The 18,199-nt window shown below is 59.9% G+C and carries 10 protein-coding genes and 2 rRNA genes; 2 read left to right on the top strand and 10 right to left on the bottom strand.

Translation table 11 applies throughout. The annotated features are described in order from the left end of the window. Window positions 1-117: 117 nt before the first annotated feature. A 23S ribosomal RNA gene (locus BMOU_RS10555) occupies window positions 118-3,196 on the bottom strand. A 456-nt stretch (window positions 3,197-3,652) separates the two neighbouring features. Then, window positions 3,653-5,186: ribosomal RNA gene (locus tag BMOU_RS10550) — 16S ribosomal RNA — on the bottom strand. The 16S and 23S rRNA genes sit together here, the layout of an rRNA operon. Window positions 5,187-5,689: 503 nt before the next feature. On the opposite strand from BMOU_RS10550, the gene BMOU_RS10545 reads away from it, so the two are divergent. Beyond that, window positions 5,690-6,463, top strand: coding sequence for a Sir2 family NAD-dependent protein deacetylase (locus tag BMOU_RS10545; protein WP_034877569.1), 774 nt, complete (start codon window positions 5,690-5,692; stop codon window positions 6,461-6,463). Window positions 6,464-6,565: 102 nt separating this feature from the next. On the opposite strand, the gene ilvA is transcribed toward BMOU_RS10545, so the two are convergent. The 6 genes from ilvA to BMOU_RS10515 form a co-directional block, all read right to left on the bottom strand. Beyond that, a complete protein-coding gene (gene ilvA / locus BMOU_RS10540) occupies window positions 6,566-7,831 on the bottom strand; it encodes a threonine ammonia-lyase (RefSeq protein WP_034877579.1) in 1,266 nt (421 codons plus the stop codon). Window positions 7,832-7,998: 167 nt separating this feature from the next. Further along, window positions 7,999-9,819, bottom strand: coding sequence for a glycoside hydrolase family 13 protein (locus tag BMOU_RS10535; RefSeq protein ID WP_034877567.1), 1,821 nt, complete (start codon window positions 9,817-9,819; stop codon window positions 7,999-8,001). Window positions 9,820-10,013: 194 nt separating this feature from the next. Next, complete coding sequence (locus BMOU_RS10530) at window positions 10,014-11,711, bottom strand: glycoside hydrolase family 13 protein (protein WP_051428977.1); 1,698 nt, start codon at window positions 11,709-11,711, stop codon at window positions 10,014-10,016. 56 nt (window positions 11,712-11,767) lie between these two features. Continuing rightward, window positions 11,768-12,592 (bottom strand): carbohydrate ABC transporter permease, encoded by an 825-nt coding sequence (locus tag BMOU_RS10525; RefSeq protein WP_034877565.1) that lies wholly within the window; start codon window positions 12,590-12,592, stop codon window positions 11,768-11,770. Window positions 12,593-12,597: 5 nt separating this feature from the next. Further along, complete coding sequence (locus tag BMOU_RS10520) at window positions 12,598-13,497, bottom strand: carbohydrate ABC transporter permease (RefSeq protein WP_051428975.1); 900 nt, start codon at window positions 13,495-13,497, stop codon at window positions 12,598-12,600. Between the two features lie 121 nt (window positions 13,498-13,618). Continuing rightward, window positions 13,619-14,944, bottom strand: coding sequence for an ABC transporter substrate-binding protein (locus BMOU_RS10515; RefSeq protein ID WP_034877563.1), 1,326 nt, complete (start codon window positions 14,942-14,944; stop codon window positions 13,619-13,621). Between the two features lie 323 nt (window positions 14,945-15,267). Between BMOU_RS10515 and BMOU_RS10510 the strand changes: the two genes are divergently transcribed. After that, window positions 15,268-16,287 (top strand): LacI family DNA-binding transcriptional regulator, encoded by a 1,020-nt coding sequence (locus BMOU_RS10510; RefSeq protein ID WP_034877561.1) that lies wholly within the window; start codon window positions 15,268-15,270, stop codon window positions 16,285-16,287. A gap of 96 nt (window positions 16,288-16,383) precedes the next feature. On the opposite strand, the gene BMOU_RS10505 is transcribed toward BMOU_RS10510, so the two are convergent. Together BMOU_RS10505 and BMOU_RS10500 are read right to left on the bottom strand one after the other, a co-directional pair. Next, on the bottom strand, window positions 16,384-17,262 hold the full coding sequence (locus BMOU_RS10505; protein WP_034877559.1) for a carbohydrate ABC transporter permease: 879 nt from the start codon (window positions 17,260-17,262) through the stop codon (window positions 16,384-16,386). An 18-nt stretch (window positions 17,263-17,280) separates the two neighbouring features. Next, on the bottom strand, window positions 17,281-18,195 hold the full coding sequence (locus tag BMOU_RS10500; RefSeq protein WP_034877557.1) for a carbohydrate ABC transporter permease: 915 nt from the start codon (window positions 18,193-18,195) through the stop codon (window positions 17,281-17,283). Between the last annotated feature and the right edge of the window lie 4 nt (window positions 18,196-18,199).

Raw genomic sequence — 18,199 nt, 5'->3', positions numbered from 1 at the left:
CGGACGCGAGGAGCCTATCGTGTGAATCGTAATGCGACCATTCCGGCGCTCCTTGTCGCCTGGAACGATCCCGCAGCAGGAAAGACGCGGACCCGACCCAACCACAGGGGTCGGGACGTTATGTCGCCATCGCCCGTTAGTACCGGTCGGCTCCACCCCTCGCGGGGCTTCCACCTCCGGCCTATCAAACACGTGTTCCACATGCGGGCTACAACAGTTCAGGACTGTAAGGAATCCTAATCTCGGAGCAGGCTTCCCGCTTAGATGCTTTCAGCGGTTATCCCTCCCGAACGTGGCCAACCGGCCGTGCCGCTGGCGCGACAACCGGCAAACCAGAGGTTCGTCCACCCAGGTCCTCTCGTACTATGGGCAGGCCTCCCCAAGATTCCAACGAGCGCAGAGGATAGAGACCAAACTGTCTCACGACGTTCTGAACCCAGCTCGCGTGCCGCTTTAATCGGCGAACAGCCGAACCCTTGGGACCTGCTCCAGCCCCAGGATGCGACGAGCCGACATCGAGGTGCCAAACCATCCCGTCGATATGGACTCTTGGGAATGATCAGCCTGTTATCCCCGGGGTACCTTTTATCCGTTGAGCGATGCCGCGCCCGTGCGCCGGCACCGGATCACTATCTCCGACTTTCGTCCCTGCCCGGACCGTCGTCCTCGCAGTCAAGCCCGCTTGTGCGATTGCACTCGACACCCGATTGCCAACCGGGCTGAGCGGACCTTTGAGCGCCTCCGTTACTCTTTGGGAGGCAACCGCCCCAGTTAAACTACCCGCCAGGCACTGTCCCTGAACGGGATGACCGTTCGAGGTGAGACGTCAAACGAGAACAGAGCGGTATTTCACCTTGCGGCTCCACACGGGCTGGCGCCCGCGCTTCGAAGCCTCCCGCCTATGCTACACAATCCGCGACTGACGCCAATACCAAGGTATAGTAAAGGTCCCGGGGTCTTTTCGTCCTTCTGCGCTTAACGAGCATCTTTACTCGTACTGCAATTTCGCCGAGCTCCTGGTCGAGACAGCGGGGAAGTCGTTACGCCATTCGTGCAGGTCGGAACTTACCCGACAAGGAATTTCGCTACCTTAGGATGGTTATAGTTACCACCGCCGTTTACCGGGGCTTGAATTCACCGCTTCACCCCCAAGGGGGCTGACGGATCCTCTTAACCTTCCGGCACCGGGCAGGCGTCAGTGCATATACAGCGGCTTACGCCTTCGCATGCACCTGTGTTTTTGGTAAACAGTCGCTACCCCCTGGTCTGTGCCACCCCCACACGCTCCCGGAGCATGTCCGTTCACCCGCGGGGGTCTCCCTTATGCCGAAGGCACGGGAGCGGTTTGCCGAGTTCCTTGACCAGGATTCGCTCGATCGCCTTGGTATTCTCTACCTGACCACCAGTGTCGGTTTGGGGTACGGGCGGCAACGCGCCTGACGCCGAGGCTTTTCTCGACGGCCTGGACCACCGGATATCGGCCCGCAACGGGCCCCATCATCGCACCTCGCGCCCATGCACCACGGATTTGCCTATGATGCGCGCTGCGTGCTTGACCACGGAAAACCACCTCCGCGGCCGGCTCCCATTCCGTGTCACCCCTGCGCTCACCTACTGCGGCTGCGCCCCCAACGGGAACCCCGGCACGCGCCCCCGAAGGAACGCACGCCCGGAAACCCGGAGGTCGGCACCCACCGTCTCGGTCCTGTCGGTTCGCTGCCGGTACGGGAATATCCACCCGTTCATCCATTCGACTACGCCTGTCGGCCTCGCCTTAGGACCCGACTCACCCGGGGACGACGAACGTGGCCCCGGAACCCTTGGTCATCCGGCGGACGGGATCCTCACCCGTCTTCCGCTACTCATGTCTGCATTCTCACTCCCCTGAAGTCCACGGCACGGTCACCCGGCCGCTTCGCCCCTCAGGGGACGCTCTCCTACCCGGCACGCGCAAACGCGTGCCGCCGCGTCTTCGGTGGTGTGCTTGAGCCCCGCTACATTGTCGGCGCGGGACCACTAGACCAGTGAGCTGTTACGCACTCTTTCAAGGATGGCTGCTTCTGAGCCAACCTCCTGGCTGTCTATGCGGCCCCACATCCTTTCCCACTTAGCACACGCTTCGGGACCTTGGACGACGGTCTGGGCTGTCTCCCTCTCGACGACGGAGCTTATCCCCCGCCGACTCACTGCCGGCATACACATCGACGGTATTCGGAGTTCGGCTGCTGTTGGTACCCCACAAGGGCCCGCAAGCATCCGGTAGCTCTACCCCCGCGATGCAATAAGCCGACGCTGCACCCAAATGCATTTCGGAGAGAACCAGCTATCACGGAATTTGATTGGCCTTTCACCCCTAGCCCCAGGTCATCCCCCCGGTTTTCAACCCAGGTGGGTTCGGTCCTCCACGCGGTCTTACCCGCGCTTCAACCTGCCCAGGGCTAGATCATCCCGCTTCGGGTCCAGGACACGCGACTGAAAAACGCCCTATTCGGACTCGCCTTCGCTACGGCTGCCCCACCACGGGTTAGCCTCGCCACGCACCACTGACTCGCAGACTCATTTTTCGATAGGCACGCCGTCACCCCACAAAAGGGCTCCGACGGATTGTAGGCGCACGGTTTCAGGAACTCTTTCACTCCCCTCCCGGGGTGCTTTTCACCTTTCCCTCACGGTACTGGTACGCTATCGGTCAGACAGGTATGCTTAGACTTACGCCACGGTCGGCGCCGATTCACGCGGGATTCCACGAGGCCCGCGCTACTTGGGACACGCGATCGGGAGACGGCAAGCGTCCAGGTACGGGGCTGGCACCCTCTACGGCCAGGCCTTCAAGCCTGTTCCCCTGGCTAGCCGCTTTATGACTCCCGCCCGGCCCGTCGGGGCCGGGACACACGCTCCCGCAACCCCGGCCACGCAACCCCCGACGGGTATCGCGCGCGGCCGGTTTGGTCTGATCCGCTTTCGCTCGCCACTACTCACGGAGTATCCCTTCCTGCAGGTACTGAGATGTTTCACTTCCCTGCGTACCCCCCGCAACAAATGCGGTGCCGGCCCATGACGGCCGGCGGGTTGCCCCATTCGGAAATCCTCGGATCGAAGCCATGCTGGAGGCTCCCCGAGGCTTATCGCATCCTCAAACGTCCTTCGTCGGTACTGTCTGCCAAGGCATCCACCATACGCCCTTGCAAGCGACACAACGGCACCACGGCCATCGCCCCGCCCGCGGGTCTCCTGATAGCAGGATCGCCAGACGACAAATCATCACACTCAAAATGATCACAAAACGATCGATCTCGAAACCAAACTCGAAAAAGAAGAGTTTGGCGAAATCGCGATAAGCAAAGAGAAACACCAGGTTTCCCTTGCTCGCGTCCACTATCCAGTTCTCAAACCACCACGCGCCACCACTGTCACCCGACGTCCGAACGACGTCCAGGCCACCCATGATGGGCATCGAACCGCACCACAATCCAAGACTGTGGGGTGGCGGTCCGGGAACCCAAAAGCACACCCATACCACCCCCGCCACCCCGCAGGGGGACGGCAGGCCAGACGATCTCTTCCACACCAGCATCCCCACACGAAACCGTGGAACCATTCCACGCGCATGGGGCACACACCGGACACGAACCGTGCCCTGAATTCTCCGTAGAAAGGAGGTGATCCAGCCGCACCTTCCGGTACGGCTACCTTGTTACGACTTAGTCCCAATCACGAGCCTCACCTTAGACGGCTCCACCCCCAAAAGGGGTTAGGCCACCGGCTTCGGGTGCTGCCCACTTTCATGACTTGACGGGCGGTGTGTACAAGGCCCGGGAACGCATTCACCGCGGCGTTGCTGATCCGCGATTACTAGCGACTCCGCCTTCATGGAGTCGGGTTGCAGACTCCAATCCGAACTGAGACCGGTTTTCAGGGATCCGCTCCATGTCGCCATGTCGCATCCCGCTGTACCGGCCATTGTAGCATGCGTGAAGCCCTGGACGTAAGGGGCATGATGATCTGACGTCATCCCCACCTTCCTCCGAGTTGACCCCGGCGGTCCCCCGTGAGTTCCCACCACGACGTGCTGGCAACACAGGGCGAGGGTTGCGCTCGTTGCGGGACTTAACCCAACATCTCACGACACGAGCTGACGACGACCATGCACCACCTGTGAACCCGCCCCGAAGGGAAGACCCGTCTCCGGATCGGTCGGGAACATGTCAAGCCCAGGTAAGGTTCTTCGCGTTGCATCGAATTAATCCGCATGCTCCGCCGCTTGTGCGGGCCCCCGTCAATTTCTTTGAGTTTTAGCCTTGCGGCCGTACTCCCCAGGCGGGATGCTTAACGCGTTAGCTCCGACACGGAACCCGTGGAACGGGCCCCACATCCAGCATCCACCGTTTACGGCGTGGACTACCAGGGTATCTAATCCTGTTCGCTCCCCACGCTTTCGCTCCTCAGCGTCAGTGACGGCCCAGAGACCTGCCTTCGCCATTGGTGTTCTTCCCGATATCTACACATTCCACCGTTACACCGGGAATTCCAGTCTCCCCTACCGCACTCCAGCCCGCCCGTACCCGGCGCAGACCCACCGTTAAGCGATGGGCTTTCACACCGGACGCGACGAACCGCCTACGAGCCCTTTACGCCCAATAATTCCGGATAACGCTTGCACCCTACGTATTACCGCGGCTGCTGGCACGTAGTTAGCCGGTGCTTATTCGAAGGGTACACTCACCGGACAAGCCGGCTTGCTCCCGATCAAAAGCGGTTTACAACCCGAAGGCCTCCATCCCGCACGCGGCGTCGCTGCATCAGGCTTGCGCCCATTGTGCAATATTCCCCACTGCTGCCTCCCGTAGGAGTCTGGGCCGTATCTCAGTCCCAATGTGGCCGGTCGCCCTCTCAGGCCGGCTACCCGTCGTAGGCTCGGTGGGCCGTCACCCCGCCGACTACCTGATAGGACGCGACCCCATCCCATACCGATGAAATCTTTCCCGGCCCACCATGCGATGGGCCGGAGCATCCGGCATTACCACCCGTTTCCAGGAGCTATTCCGGTGTATGGGGCAGGTCGGTCACGCATTACTCACCCGTTCGCCACTCTCACCCGGGAGCGAACCCCCGGGATCCCGTTCGACTTGCATGTGTTAAGCACGCCGCCAGCGTTCATCCTGAGCCAGAATCGAACCCTCCACAAAAAACCTTCATGAAGAGAACCAAACAATGACCCTCAAAAACAAAGAAAATCGACATCGCCTTATCAGGAAAGGCGCATCGCACGAAAACCCCGTCCCGTTCGACCGGTCTCCCGGCACCCGCGCAACGCGCGGGCCGTAGGACGGACTGGCAATCATTTGACCATAAAGAAGTAGTACAGATACGCTCTTGAGTTCTCAAACCACCACCGCACGCCCCGCGCGCACCCGGAAGGAACCCTCCCGGACCGCCCGCCGAGCGGCAGCAAGGGATAAACATACACGACCCGGCCGCCCCACGCAACCCCGCCCCACACCGACCGGGCCAAAACCATTGCGAACACACGCCTCAACCGGCGTGTCGCACACACGGGCAAACCCCACCCAAAACCCGCCGGAGCCGACCGGAACCCGCCACGGTACCCGCCACGGCCACCACCCGGCCGGCGTGTCGGAATCATGACAGGGAGTGACTGCGACACACATGAAAGTGGTATGTATTGGGTATGAGCAAGAAAATCGCAGTACTGACAGGCGCGGGTATCTCCACATCCGCAGGCATTCCCGACTTTCGCGGTCCAGACGGTGTTTGGACCAAACATCCCGAGCAGATGAACGTCTACGACATCGACGCATTCCTTGCCAATAAGGAGGATCGCGAATACTCCTGGCGTTGGCAGAAGGAATCTCCGGTATGGAACGCGCAACCGGGCACGGCGCATAAGGCGTTGGTCAAGCTGGAACAGGCAGGCATGCTGACGCTCCTGGCCACGCAAAACTTTGATGCGTTGCATGAGAAGGCCGGCAATAGCGATAACGTCATCGTGAATCTGCACGGCACCATCGGCACATCGCACTGCATGAAATGCCATGCCAAGTACGATACCGCCGACATCATGGCGAATCTCGACAATGAACCTGACCCGCACTGCCATCGCAAGCTACCGTACAGCGGCAATATGCCTTGCAACGGTCTTATCAAAACCGACGTGGTCTACTTTGGCGAGGCGTTGCCGGACGGGGCCATGGAAAAGTCATATCGCCTGGCCACGCAGGCGGATGAGCTGTGGGTCATCGGCTCCACTCTGGAAGTGATGCCCGCGGCGAGTATCGTGCCGGTAGCAGCACAGGCAGGCGTGCCGATCACCATCATGAACATGGGACGCACCCAGTACGACCGCCTGGCCGATCGCCTGATCCGTGACGACATCGCGGTGGCATTGCCTCGGCTTGTCGATGAGACCATCGCGGAAGAACGGAACAGTCAGATGGCAAGTTAGACACTCATTGAGTGTCATTACGCTGATGGCCCCGATTCGTTTCCTCGAATCGGGGCCATCAGCGTAACACCCGACGATTCCGCCGAGCTACGGAATCAATGATCAGTAGATGCGCTTGGGCTGGAAGCCGGCTTCCTTCAGCGCCTCGAGAATGCGGTCGATATGGTCGGGACCGTTGGTCTCGACGGTCACGCCCAATGACACCGCATTGGTGTAGTGGCCGGACGCCTTGAACTGGTCGTGGTCCAACGCGATAACGTTGGCACGTTCCTTGGCAAGCAGCGTAGCCACCTTGACGAGCTGACCCGGAGTATCCGGCAGCTCGACTTCGAAATTCATGATGCGGCCACGGGCGATCATGCCCTTCTGAATCACGGCGCCCATGGTCACCGTGTCGATATTGCCGCCCGACATAATCGGCACGACCACATGCGGCCCTTCGGCAGAAGCGAATTTGCGCGAACGTAGATTCAAGTGTTCCAATGCAGCCAACGACACAGCGCCGGCGGCCTCGACGACGAGCTTGTGCTTTTCGAGCATCAGCAGAATCATCTCATTGATGTCACGTTCGGAAACGGTGACGATATCGTCAAGGAACTCGTTGAGCAGCGCAAACGGCAAATCACCCGGACGCTTTACCGCGACGCCTTCCGCAGAGGTAACCACCCGGTCGGCAGACACCACATGACCCGCGGCCAACGAATTCTTGTACGCCGGGGACCCTTCCGGAATGGCGCCGATCACACGCACTTCCGGTTTGAAGGTCTTGACGGCGAGCGCAACGCCCGCACCCAGACCGCCGCCGCCAAGCGGTACGACGATGTCGGTGACGTTCGGCACGTCTTCAAGAATCTCGAGAGCGATGGTGCCCTGGCCGCAGATCACCTCGTAATCGTCGAACGGCGGCACAAAAATCATGCCCTGTTCTTCGGATAGCATGGTGGCGTAGGCCGCCGCCTCATCGAACACATCGCCGTGCAGCACCACGTCGGCGCCGTACGCCTTGGTGGCATCGACCTTCAGCGGCGGAGTGATGGTCGGCATGCAGATGGTCGCCTTGGCCCCACGCTCGCGGGCCGCGTAGGCCACGCCTTGCGCATGGTTGCCCGCGGATGCGGTGACGATGCCGCGGGCCAGCTCCTCGTCGGTCAGTGAGGCGATCTTGTTGTAGGCGCCGCGAATCTTGAACGATCCGGTGACCTGAAGATTCTCAGGCTTCAGCAGAATCTCATGTCCGGTCATTTCGGACAGCGTCGGGGACGGAATGATTTCCGTATGACGTGCGGTGCCCGCAAGTCGTTCGGCGGCCAGTTTCAGTTCAGCTGCGTGATCGCGCTGCAATGCTTTGAGAACCTCTTTTTGTTCCATGAGCGTAATTGTAAGCGGACGTCTGCCGAAGACGTGGTATGCGACCGGCATATGGGTGGGTATCGCGCCGTAACCCCTTCAGCGGATGCCGGATGAACAGGAACACCCGGCAGATTCCGTGATGAATCTGCCGGGTGACTGTGCAGAGAGTTATAGGGAAAGATCGATCAGAGCTGAATCACGACTCCCTCCCAACGAGCGAGCTCGCCGCGAGCGATCGACTTCACACTATGCATAGCATCATAAGTGCTCAGCAGTATCTGCGATTCATCTACGCCGTCTGCGAGCAGGTCGGCTATTCGTGCCGGAACGTCGGCCGACTTGTCGGAGACATTGACGATAACGAGAATCGTATCGTCGCCGCCGGTACGGGTGAAGGCATACACCTGTTCGTCCTCGGCATCCAGCAGATTCCATTCGCCGGTTGCGATGGTCGCGTTGTTATGGCGCATGGCGATGAGCTTCTTGTAGAAGCTGTATACGGACTCCGGGTCGTCGAACTCCTCGACCGCATTGATCTCCACATGGTTCGGGTTGACGCTGATCCACGGTTCGACGGCCGTGTCGGCTGCGGTGAAACCGGCATATTTGGACGCGTCCCACTGCATCGGCGTGCGCGCATTATCGCGGCCGATCAGTGCAAGCGCCGCCATCATGGATTCAGGCGACTGGCACTTGGCTTCCTCCACGCGCTGGCGGTAGGCATTGATCGCCTCCAGATCGCGGTACTGGCCGAGTTCGGTGAAGTGGGCGTTGGTCATGCCCAGCTCCTCACCCTCATAGATGTACGGGGTTCCACGATGCATGTGCAGCAGCATGCCGAACGCCTTGGCGCTCAGTTCGCGTGATTCCCGGTCGGAGTCGTTGCCCCAACGGGATACGACACGCGGCTGGTCGTGGTTGCAGAAGAACAGGCTGGCCCATCCGGCGTTTTTGACGGCGGCCTGCTGGTCGGCCATGCGGGCTCGCAGGTTCCTGACTTCGAACGGCACGACGTCCCACTTGGAGGCCGCCTGATCGACACCGACGTGGTCGAACAGGAACAGCATGTCGAGCTCACCGTTTTTCGGGTCGGTGATGTGCTCGTTACGGTCCGGGGTGACGCCCGGAGCCTCGCCCACGTTCATGAAGCCTTCACGGCCTTCGAAGACCTCGCGGCGCATCTCGGCCAGGAACTCGTCGACGCGTGGACCGTCGGAGCAGAACGGGAACGGGCTGGAGTAGCCCTCCTCGCCGACCGGATTATCGGCGATTTCTGAGCCTTCCTCACCCGGCAGCCTGCCATTGGCGTCGATGGTCTTGGAGATCTGTGTGATCACATCCATACGGAAGCCGTCGATGCCACGGTCCATCCACCAGTTCATCATCCGGTAGACGGCCCTGCGCACCTCCGGGTTCTCCCAGTTGAGATCGGGCTGCTTCTTGGAATACTGGTGGAGGAAGTATTCTCCACGTTTCGGGTCGTACTGCCATGCCGAGCCGCCGAAGTAGGAGCCCCAACGGTTCGGTTCGGCACCCGGCGTTCCCGGCTCGTGGCCCGGCCTGGCGGGGCGCCACCAGTACCAGTCGGCATGCGGGTCATCCTTGTCACGCGAGGCTTGGAACCAGGCGTGTTCGTCGGAGGTGTGGTTGACCACCAAGTCCATCACGATTCTCAGACCGCGCTTGTGTGCCTCGGCAAGAAGCTCGTCCATGTCCTCGAGCGTGCCGAACAGCGGGTCGATGTCCTGATAGTCGGAGATGTCATAGCCGTTGTCGTCCTGCGGGGACTTGTAGACGGGGCTGAGCCACAGCACGTCCACGCCGAGATCCGACAGATAGTCGAGACGGCTGGTGATGCCCTTCAGATCGCCGATGCCGTCGCCATTGGTGTCCTGAAAGGAACGCGGGTAGATCTGGTAGACCACCGCATTGGCCCACCACGGATTCGGGGTCGCGCCGTTCGAACGAACGTCATCGGGCAAGACGGAACGATTGAAGTCAGTCATGTTCGTAAGCTCCTTTGCTACTTTGCAGGGGTGAATTCCTAACTACTCCATGGTAAGTAAGTCGTTTTTTTCTTTCTTGCCTGCGGCGCGTTCCGCAATCCAGGAAATGAATTTGCGTGGACGATAGAGGCGAAGCGAGCATCCCCGACAGGGGGCAACCGAGAATCCACCCGCTCTTTGGCAAAGGAGCACGATCAGAGATACCAGACAGTGGATTCCGGGGGCACTTGTGTTGCGGCGGCATCCGCACCATAATCGGCGCAGGAGCTCAATAGCACATGCGCGTCTTCCGGCAATGCGATCGCGCATGTTGTGGAGAAGTTCGTCAGCACCGTCATACCGGATGGCAGTTTCCAGCCGAACCCGTCGTCCCCGCACAGACCGGGGTCCAGCCATGCGAGCGTGACATCGCCGCCCCGTTCGACCATGCGTTTGCGCAGGGCGATGGCTTTGCGGTACAGGTTCAGGCTGGAATCGGCGTCATTGTCCTGTGAACGGACGGCGTAACCGGCGAACCATGCCGGTTGAGGCAGCCATGCGTTACCGGAATCGTTGAAGCCAAACGCCTTATCGCGCACGTCCGTCCAAGGCAGCGGCACGCGGCAGCCGTCCCGCCCTTTGAACGTATGCAGCGTGCGTTCCCATATCGGGTCCTGCAACTCATCCGACCGCAAATCAAAATCCTCCGGCAATCCCAATTCCTCGCCTTGGTAGACGAAGGCGGTGCCGGGCAGTCCCAGCATGACCAGAGCCGCGGCGCGCGCACGCCGCGCGGCGACCACCGGTTCGATGGCGGGTTCAGTGCCATTGGATGTGACCCAAGCCTCGATATCGGTACCGGACGGTACGCCCAGTCGGGATGCGATACGTGGCACGTCATGGTTGCCGAGCACCCAAGTGGGCGCGGTGCCGGCCATGATGGCGTAGCGTCGTGTGCGCTCGATGGTGGCGCGGTATTCATCACGATTCCATGCGGCCTTTTCGAGGGAGAAGTCAAAAATCGCACCAAGTTCGTCTTGACGTGCGTATTGGAATACACGCTCACTGAATGGCGTCCAAGACTCCCCCACCGCATATTTCGCAGGATGATAACGGCCGAAGAGTTTGCGCCATTCACGATAGATGTCGTGAACGGCGTCCCGATCCCACATCGGATCGGATCCGTCGGCGGCCTGTGGGTACATTTTGGTCGGATCCGGCCGATCACGCAATGGCTCGCGCAGATCCTTGGCCAAGCCATGAGAGACGTCTATGCGGAAGCCGTCCACGCCCTTGTCGCACCAGAATCGCAGAATATCGAGGAATTCCTGGTGCACTTCGGGATTATCCCAGTTGAGGTCGGGCTGTTCCTTGGCGAAGGTGTGCAGATAGTACCAGCCGTCGCCGCACGGCTCCCACGCGGAGCCGCCGAAGTTGCTCAACCAGTTGGTAGGTGGCAGTTCGCCATGCTCGCCTTTGCCACGGCGGAACACGTAACGGGCACGTTCCGGAGACTCGGGAGCCGCCGCCAGTGCCGCTTGGAACCATGCGTGCCGGTCGGAAGTGTGATTCGGTACAATGTCGATGATGATTCTGAGGCCACGCCCATGTGCGCGTGCGATTAGTTCATCGAACTGCGCCATGGTGCCGAAGCGCGGGTCGATTGCACGATAGTCCGCCACATCATAGCCTCCGTCCGCCAATGGCGACGGATAGAACGGCGACAGCCAGATCGCATCCACTCCGAGACCCTGCAGATAGTCGAGTCGGTCGATTACGCCGGCCAGATCACCGTCACCGTCACCGTTCGCGTCGGCGAAAGACCGTGGATAGATCTGATAGATGACCGCGTCACGCCACCAATCGTCGGTCGTACCGGCGATTGTCGTGCCTGCGGATACTCCTTCGGCCATGTTGCCCATTGTGTTGGCCGGGAAGATGGTGGAAGAGGAAGAGATGGCCATCGCAATCACCCCTTGACGGAACCGGCCAGCATGGCGCGGATGAAGTAGCGTTGCAGGAAGATGAACAGCAGCATGGTCGGCGCCATGATCAGCAGCGCGCCTGCGTTGAGCAGCACCACATCGGTCTGGTACTGGCCGACGAACGCTTGCAGGGCACCCGCCATCGTGCGCTTGTTCGGATCGTTCTCCAGCACCACAGCCAGCAGGAATTGATTCCAGGTGGCAAGGAACGTCAGGATGCCCAGCGAGGAAATCGCCGGCAACGCAAGCGGCAGCTGGATTGAACGGAAGGTACGGAAGTGTCCGGCACCGTCGATGCTGGCTGCCTCCATCAGATCTCGCGGCATCTGTTCGAAGCAGGAGCGCATCCACACAATGCCGAATGGAATGTTCAGTCCTATCAACGGCAGAATCAGTGCAAGGCGGGTGTTGAGAATCCCCATGTCGCTGATCTCGTAGTACAGCGGGGTCACCATCGTCTCGAACGGGATCGTCAGACCAACCAGGAACAATGCGTAGATGAGTCCCTTGAAAGGCACCTTCAGCTGCGCGAACGCGTAGCCTCCAAGCGAGCAGAAGATCACCACACACGGCACCACCGTAACCACCAGGATGATGCTGTTGAGCAGCAACGGCGTGATGTTGGCGACATTCCAGGCATCGATGAAGTTCTCCCAGTGTGGATGCGCCGTAAACTGGATGCCTTCCGGCATGGAGCCTTGCGGCTGCAGTGCCGCGGAGAACATGCTGAGGAACGGCAGCACGCAGAAGAGCACGGTCAGTGCGAGCATCACACCGCCGGCGATGCGGGTCGTTTTCGATTGCTGCATGGTAATCACTTCTTTCCGTTGACAAGTCGCTGCAGAGGGCCGACGACCAGCAGCACGAGCACCATCAGGGCCACGGCCAGCGCGGAGGCGAGTCCGACGCTTTGCTGGGTGAATGCGAGTCGGTACACCTGTACGCCGGGAACCATGGTGGAGGTACCGGGACCTCCCTGGGTGGACATGTAGACCACGTCGAAGCTGGCGAGCGCGGAGATGATGGTCATGGTCAGGCATACGCCGATCTGCCCACGCAGGCCGGGCAGGGTGATGTGGAAGAGTTGCCGCCACCAGCCGGCACCGTCAAGACTGGCCGCTTCGTAAAGCGACTGATCGATGCCGCCGATGCCGGATAGCAGCAACACCACGCAGAAGCCAAGCTGCAGCCAGAAGCCGATCACTCCGACGGCGTTCAATGAGGTGGATTGGTCTCCGAGCCATACGTGCGCGGCATCGCCGAGACCGATTGCGCGCAGCAACTGGTTGACAGTGCCCTTGTCGGCAAGCATCCAGGTCCAGGCCACGCCTGCCGCGGCACCGGGGATGACACGGGGCAGGAACAGGCAGACCTGTGCGAAACCGCGGCCCATCTTGGATTTCATGTCTTTGATGAGCACGGCAATGATCAGGCCGAGCACGATCGGGATGATGGAGAAGAAAATGATCAGATAGAACGAATGCAGGATCGAGCCGTACAGATCGGGGTCGGTGAATACCGTCCCGTAGTTGTCGAGTCCGACGAAAGTGCTTTCGTCGATGCCATTCCAGTCGTACAGGGAGTACCAGATGGTCTGCGCGATTGGCCAGAGTTCGAATACCGCATAGAACAACAATGCCGGCAGAAGGAACAGCAGGCTGATCGCGCCGAGCGGCAGCGGGCGTTTCGGCTTGGTGGAATTGCGGGTGGTCATGATTGCCTCAACTTGGGTTGGCGCGGTTTGCCGCGTATGTGATTACGTTGCGATGCGGAGGGGATTCGGGCGGGAGCGAAAAGGGATTGAAAACGTCCCGCCCGAAGTTGTGTGGCTGCGGCTATTTGGTTTCCTTCTCGTATTGCTTTTGGATGGAGTCGACGAACTGCTTCGACGTCATGGTGCCGTCGAGCAGCGATTGGAAACCGGGGATGATGGCACTGGACTGGATGCCAGCGGTCGCATTGTTGATGAAGTCGGTGGTGTTGCCGGTCTTCACCAGGTTTTCGTAGGACATAAGCACCTGCATCAGCAGCTGGTTGTCCGTGCTGGGCACGTCACCCTCACCCACCGGCGGATAGCCGTTATCGACCGCGATCTGACGGGCCTCCTCGGACTGCAGGAAGTTGAGGAACGCGGCCGCCGCGTTCTTATGCTTGGCATTGGCCGGAATGCCGAATGCGGTCACGGCATTTGCCGCGGCGGATTCCTTGCCCGTGCTTTCACCGGGGAACGCCACCCATCCGGCATCATCGCCGAGGGCATCGTTGATGGATGCGGAATACCAGCTGCCGGAGGGGAAGAACAGCGCCTCACCATTGCAGAAACGGCTCAATGCGGTGGATCCATCAAGCGCGAGGGCGTCCTTGGAGAAGTAGCCAGCATCCTGCCAGCTCTTAATCTGCTTGGCCGCCTTGACGGCACCTTCGGTAGCGAACGTGGCGCCGCTCTTCTGCAGAATCCAATCCTGCACGGCGTCGCGGCCTTCATAGTTGGTGAGCAACGCCTGATAGATGTACGACGTGCCGCCTTCCTTGGCCGGCATCATCATCGCCAGCACACCGGCGTCGGAGGCCTTTTTCATGTCGGCCTCGAGCTGCTCGACGGTGGTCGGCGCCTCGGTGATGCCGAGCTCCTTCGCCACTTTCCTGTTCCAGTACAGGCCGGTCATCGATACGCCGTCCGGCACCGCGTAAAGGCTGCCGGAGCCGATTTTGCCGCTGGAATCGACCTGGTATACCTCGGTTTGGGATTCGGGCAGGTTCCACTTGTAGGCTTTGGCATAGTCATCAAGATTGACCAGATGCTTGCCACGCACGGCGGAATTGATGTCGGTGATGCGCGCGATATCCGGAGTATCGGCGGCGGAGATGATGCGCGGACCGTTTTGCGCGGAGGTGTTGTCGGGATCGTAGGTGGCCTTGATGGTGATGTTCGGATACTTCTTTTGGAAGGCTTCGATGAGCTGGTCGTCGAAGGTTTTGAGACCGGCGCCGTCCCATAGCTTCAGTTCGATGTTCTCGTTGCCGAGGTCGGTGCTCACCGGTTCGGAGGTCGCATTGGATTGGGAGGATGACGATCCGGGACCGCAGGCGGCCATGGATGCGAGACAGGCCATGGCCATGGCCCCGGCGACGATGGTTTTGATGGATTTTCCGATCTTCATTGATGTTCCTTTCCTCGCGGAAATCGATACATGTCGTCATGATTCGGTTTCCTGGCACTCGCCTTTTTGCTAAGCGCTTAGCTATAGGATATGAGAAAAGAAACGTATTTGTCAAATCCAGCCACACACCTTTCCTATCGGCGCGTCAAACTGGTTTTACATTGATTTTCCAATATCCTCTAACCCGAAACCCGTCAATGCAGACCCTTGATCCCATTCTGTCACCTCAACGCTTAGTACAGCTCATCGCAAAAAATCGAGAAAGAAATATATAATCGTTTAGTAGACATGGTTCGAATATTCGACAACGGCGGGAGCGGCTCATGGCGCAGACGACCATCGAAGACGTGGCGAAGGCCGCGGGGGTCTCCACCTTCACCGTCTCACGGGCGCTACGCGGCATGGATCATGTGGCGCCTCGCACGCGAGAGAAGGTATTGAAGGCGGCGAAGGAGCTTAACTACACCGTCTCGAAGGCGGCCTCCGCATTGGCAAGCGGGCAGACCAACCGCATCGCGCTGCTATCCCGCGACCGCATCGCAGGCTGGTTCATGGGTGAACTGCTGGACGGACTGTACGACGTACTCAATCCAGCGCACTACGACCTGATGATCTACCGTGCGGGCAGCACCGAAGAGCGTTCCGGGTTCTTCACCAACCTGCCGGCCAACCGCAACGCCGACGCATTGATCATCACCGGTTTCTCCGCCACCGAACAGGAAGACAAGGCACTGGAACAGTTGGATATGCCCATCGTGTCCGTCAACTCGCCTGACGACAACTTCTGCCAAGGGTCCGTCGCCATCGACGACCAGGTGTCGGAAAGCATGCTCGTACGATACCTGGCCGCCATCGGTCATCGAAAATTCTGTTATATCGGGCGTAAAGAGCCGCTACCGGGCAGCGAGTGGGGCCACGACGACCGCACCACCGGCTACCGCAATACCATCGCCGACCTCAATCTCACCGACTGCGGCATCCGCTATATCGACGTTACGGAACCGCGATCCGTCAGGCAGACCGTCGCTGAGATCCTCGCATTGCCGGAACGCCCAACCGCATTGTGCGTATGGTCCGACCACTATGCGCTGGCCGTCATGCACGAGCTGCGTTGCAACGGCGTGCGTGTACCGGAAGACATATCCGTGGCCGGTCATGACGGATCGGATGTGGCGACGAGCATCGATCTGACCACAATGGCGCAGCCGGCACGCGAGATCGGACGGATTACCGCGCACAAGGCGCTCGACCTTATCTCGAAGAAGACACTGGACGAGCCGCGTACGATTATTCAGACCATACTGACGCCGGGTGGCACGACCCGGCCGATCGCCGAGACATAGTTCCCTCCCAGGCAATGGGAAACGCAAAGCGGGAGCCCCACGTATGCCGTGGGGCTCCCGCTTTTTCTCCCTCTGCCGAGGGGTCCAAGGGACCGTTTACTTCACAGCGCCTCTCATCACACCGCCGACGACCCACTTCTGGGCGAAGATGTAGACGATGAGCACCGGGGCCATGGCCATCAGGTAGGAGGCGAAGGCCATGGGATAGTTCGAGGTGAACTGGCTCTGGAACACGTACTGCGCGAGCGGGATGGTCTGGTTGCTCTGATCGGTCAGGGTGATCAGCGGCAGCAGGAAGTCGTTCCAAGCCCACAGTGCGGTCAGAATCGCGATGGTGGCGTTGATCGGGCCCATCAACGGGAAGATGATCGTCCAGAAGATGCGCCAGGTCGAGGCGCCGTCGATGCGTGCCGCCTCTTCCAACGACACCGGAATCGAGCGGATGAAGCCGATCGCGATGAACAGGTTGGTGCCGATGCCGAGAATCGTGTACAGGATGATCAGGCCGAGCTGATTGTCGAGATGCAGGGTGCCCATCTCCTTGGCGATCGGCAGCATGATCACGGTGAACGGCACGAACATCATCGCCAGGAAGAAGTAGTACAGGAAGCGGAAGAATCGCTTGTCCATATTCCTTGCGACCGCGTACGCCACGAAGGTGTTGGTCAGCAGCGTCAGAACCACCGCGCACACGGTGATGATCGCGGAGTTGAGCGCGGCCTTCGGATAGTTCACCTTGGTCCACGCGTCAGCGAAGTTATGCCATTCCCAAGAGGTCGGCAGACTGAACGTGCCCGCCTCGCCCGGGGTCTTCAACGCGGTGACCACGGTGAAGTACAGCGGCACCAGCACGGTGAGGCTGAGCACGGCCACGGCCGCGGTGAGCCACCAGTTGATGTTGCGGTCCTTGCGGATTTTCTCCGGCTTGCCGGAACCCGCGGCAGCGGTCTTCGATGCAACAGTTGCGCTAGTCATGATTTCTTCCCCTTACTCTCAGACCTTTTCCCTGCCGCTGAAGAACTTCAGCTGCACGAATGCGAGGATTGCCAGCACGATGAAGAACGTGACCGCGTTCGCCATCTGGTAGGAGTATTCACCGTTGCCCAGGCCGTTCTGGAAGATCAGATACGACACGGTCTCGGTCTTGGAATCCGGACCACCCTTGGTCAATGCCATGATCTGGTCGAACGCACCGAGCGAATTCTTGAGGCTCAGGACCATGTTGATCGTGAAGAACGGTCCGATCAGAGGGAAGGTGATCTGCCAGAAGTTCTGCCAGGCATTCACGCCATCGATGGACGCCGCCTCGTAGATCTCGTTGTCGATGGTCTGCAGACCCGCCAGGTACAGCAGGGTGGAGTAGGCCACACCCTGCCAGATCGACAGGAACACGATCGGGAACCATGCCAGGTCGGGGTTGGAGATCATCGACGTGGACAGCCAATCGATGTGCAGCGCCTGGCCGAGTGCCGGCAACGGGGTCATGAAGATGTACTTGAACACATAGCCGATGACCAGCACCGACAAGGTGTACGGAATGAAGAAGATCGCACGGAAGCCGTTCTTGAAGGCGATCCTGGAATTCAGGAGCACCGCGAGGAACATGCCGATGAAGTTCGTGCCGATCGTGATCAGCACCGCGATGAAGATCGTGAACATGTAGGCGTTGCCCACACGCGCATCCTGGAACATCGCGATGTAGTTCTTGAAACCGATGAACTTGAAGTCGCCGTAGCCTTGGGAGTTGGTAAACGAGTACGCCGCACCCTGCAGGAACGGCCAGTACAGGAAGATCGCCACCAGAATCGCGGCCGGCACGGTCATCCAATAGAACGCCGGATCGACCTTGCGCTTGGAGAATTTCGAAACCTTTTTCTTCGCAGGCTTCGTTGCAGTATTGCCAGTCATGTCC

The sequence above is a fragment of the Bifidobacterium moukalabense DSM 27321 genome, from assembly GCF_000522505.1.
Taxonomy (GTDB): Bacteria; Actinomycetota; Actinomycetes; order Actinomycetales; family Bifidobacteriaceae; genus Bifidobacterium; species Bifidobacterium moukalabense.
The sequence above is the reverse complement of the archived record's forward strand: the minus strand, read 5'-3'. Positions and strand labels throughout refer to the sequence as shown.